Origin of the sequence: uncultured Stenotrophomonas sp., assembly GCF_963519925.1 — a bacterium.
GTDB classification, from domain to species: Bacteria; Pseudomonadota; Gammaproteobacteria; order Xanthomonadales; family Xanthomonadaceae; genus Stenotrophomonas; species Stenotrophomonas maltophilia_AE.
In genome coordinates, this window is sequence record NZ_CAUQPH010000245.1 from 1 (window position 1) to 2,682 (window position 2,682).

Below are 2,682 nucleotides of genomic sequence, written 5' to 3' on the forward strand. Positions count from 1 at the left end.
CTGCACGGCCAGCTGGCGTGCCACGCTGGCGCGGTCCTCGTCGAAGCCGCGCCACCGCTCCAGGGCGCGCAGGCCTTTGCTGCGCTCGCTCATGCCTCGCCCCCCTGCACTGCGCTGGCCAGCCGCTGCCACGCCTCGGCGGTCGGCGTGGTTTCAGTGGGGGCTTGGCGCAGCAGTTCTTCCAGGGCCGGGCGACCGTCGATCACCCGGTCCAGCGCCGGATTGGCCCCGCGCTGGTGCGCGCCCAGCTCGATCAGGTCGCGCGAGCCTTCATACAACGCCAGCTGCCGCCGCGCTTCGCGCGCCAACGCCAGCTGTCCGGCATTCACCACGGCATCCATGACCCGGCTGGCACTGTGCAGGATGTCGATGGCCGGGTGGTGGCCGCGCGCAGCCAGCTCGCGGGAGAGCACGATGTGCCCATCCAGGATCGCGCGCATATGGTCGGTCACCGGCTCGTTCATGTCATCGCCTTCCACCAGCACGCTGTAGATGCCGGTGATGGAGCCGCCACTGCGCAGCTTGCCGCAGCGTTCCAGCATACGCGGCAACTGGGCGAACACCGACGGTGTGTAGCCACGGAAGGTGGGCGGTTCGCCGGTGGCCAGCCCGATCTCGCGCTGCGCCATCGCAAACCGGGTCATGGAATCGATCACCAGCAGCACCGAGCGGCCGCTGTCACGAAAGTATTCCGCCACCGCGTGCGCGGCATGTGCGACATGCACCCGGGTCACGGCCGACTCGTCTGCGGTGGCCACCATCACCACCGAGCGACGCAGGCCCGCGTCGCCTAGAGAATTGCGCAGGAAATCACCCACTTCGCGGCCGCGCTCGCCGATCAGCGCCAGCACGGTCACGTCGGCCTTGACCTCGCGTGCCAGTGCGCCCAGCAGGGTGCTCTTGCCGACGCCGCTGCCGGCGAACACGCCGATACGTTGGCCCTCGCCCAAGCTGAGCAGGGTATCGATGGCACGGATGCCGGTGTTGACCGCAGCGGTGATCGGCGCACGCTCGAGCGGATTGATCGGTGCGCGACGCAACGGGTAACGGCGCTCGCAGTGCAGGGGTTGCCCATCCACCGGCTCGCAGAAGGCGTTCACCACCCGGCCCAGCAGGGCATCGCCTACCGGGACCGCCAGGCTGCGCTCGCAGGTGCGGATCTGCAGGCCGGGCGCCAGGCCTTCGATCTCGCCGAACGGCATCAGCTGGGTACGACCATTGCGGAACCCCACCACCTCGGCCAGGATCGGTGCCGCACCGCTGCGCTCGATGTGGCACAGCTCGCCCACGCCGACCTCCGGGCCCTGCGCTTCAATCACCAGCCCGTTGTAGGAGCACACCTCACCCAGGCGACGCACCATCGGCGCGGCAGCAATGGCATCCAGCAGCACGGCGGTACTCATGGGCGCGCCCCGGCGTTGGCCAGGCCTTCCAGGAACGCGCTACGCAGCTGGTCCAGGCGGACATCCAGGCCCACGTCATCGGTACCCAGCGGGGTCTGCAGGCGGCACTGCCCCGGCAGCAGCCGCGCATCGGCCTCCACCTGCACGCCGCCCAGTTCCAGCGTAGCGGCCATCGCCGCCTCGCCGGGTGCACAGCGCAGGGTCAGCGGTCGCTGTGCCTGGCCGGCGACGGCAACCCGGCACATCTGTTCGATGCGTTCGGCGGCAGGCAACTCCTGCAGCACGCGGGTGAGCGCGGTGTAGGCGATCAGCGCAGCGCTTTCCAGCACCTGGGCCTGGACCGCTTCCCATTGCGCCGGCCACGCCTGCAGCCACTGCGCCAGCTGTTGCCGGTGCTGCTCCACCGCAGCCTCGGCCTGCGCATGACGCGCCACGCAGGCCTGTTCGGCCTTGGCCGCCGCCTCGCGGATCTGCGTGTCGGCCTGCTGCAGCCCCTGCTGCAGGCCCAGTGCGTGACCTTCCGCGCGCGCGTCCTGCAGGACCTGCGCACGCAGCGCTTCGGCGTCGACCGGCGTCGGCGCCACCGGCACCGCGCCCAGCGCGGCCAGCGGTGGCTGGAAGAAGCTGCCCAGGCCGGTTACCCGGTCATCGTCGGCGGCAATCCGCTGGATCATGCGCGTGCCGTCCCGGCGGCCAGGTGCACCGCTTCGGCTTTCAGTGCCTGGGCAAGGCGCGGCGGCAGCTGCGGGACCGCGGTCAGTTCGGCCGCCACGCGGGTACCGCGTGGCCGTTCCAGCAGCGAGACGCAGAAGGAACGGTCGACCTCGCCCCAGGCGGCCAGCATGCGCGCATACCAGGCGTCTGGCAGCCGCTCCGCCAGGCCCATCAGCTGGGTCACGTCCAGCGAGGTGTCACTGGTCAGCCCGGCCACTTCATCGGCCAGCAGTGCCTGGGCAAAATCGGCCATCGGCAGCCGCAGTGCGCGCAGTTGTACCAACAGCTCGCGGATGCGCGCCGCTGACGCCGGCGGCAGCGCGGCCAGGAGCCGGCGCTGGTCGCCGAGTGCCAGCGTGGACAGCATCAGCGCGCACTTGCGTTCGCCGCGGGAGCTGCTCACGGGGTGCCTCCTTCGGCCAGCCAACCGCGCATGCGCGCCAGCACTGCGTCGCGCTCGCGCGGGCTCAGCCGCTTGGGTCGGCGCACCGTCGCCAGGATCGCCAGCGCACCCAGCAATGCCGCGGCGCCGGCCACCAGCGCCCAGCGCAGCCAAGGCGTGGCA

At 71.2% G+C, this 2,682-nt stretch carries 3 protein-coding genes; all 3 read right to left on the minus strand.

The window, feature by feature from the left end:
• Positions 1–89 precede the first annotated feature (89 nt).
• The 3 genes from RWO33_RS20070 to RWO33_RS20080 are packed head-to-tail and all read right to left on the minus strand — an operon-like array spanning position 90 to position 2,520.
• The gene (locus RWO33_RS20070; protein ID WP_314107212.1) at positions 90–1,403 is read right to left on the minus strand and encodes a FliI/YscN family ATPase; all 1,314 of its coding nucleotides are present in this window, start codon (positions 1,401–1,403) and stop codon (positions 90–92) included.
• Positions 1,400–2,077 carry an HrpE/YscL family type III secretion apparatus protein gene (locus tag RWO33_RS20075; RefSeq protein ID WP_314107214.1) on the minus strand — a complete coding sequence of 226 codons (678 nt, stop codon included), beginning with the start codon at positions 2,075–2,077 and terminating at the stop codon, positions 1,400–1,402. The genes RWO33_RS20070 and RWO33_RS20075 overlap by 4 nt, the downstream gene beginning before the upstream one ends.
• Entirely contained in the window at positions 2,074–2,520 is a 447-nt protein-coding gene (locus tag RWO33_RS20080) for a hypothetical protein (RefSeq protein WP_314107216.1), read from the minus strand. The genes RWO33_RS20075 and RWO33_RS20080 overlap by 4 nt, the downstream gene beginning before the upstream one ends.
• Positions 2,521–2,682 lie beyond the last annotated feature (162 nt).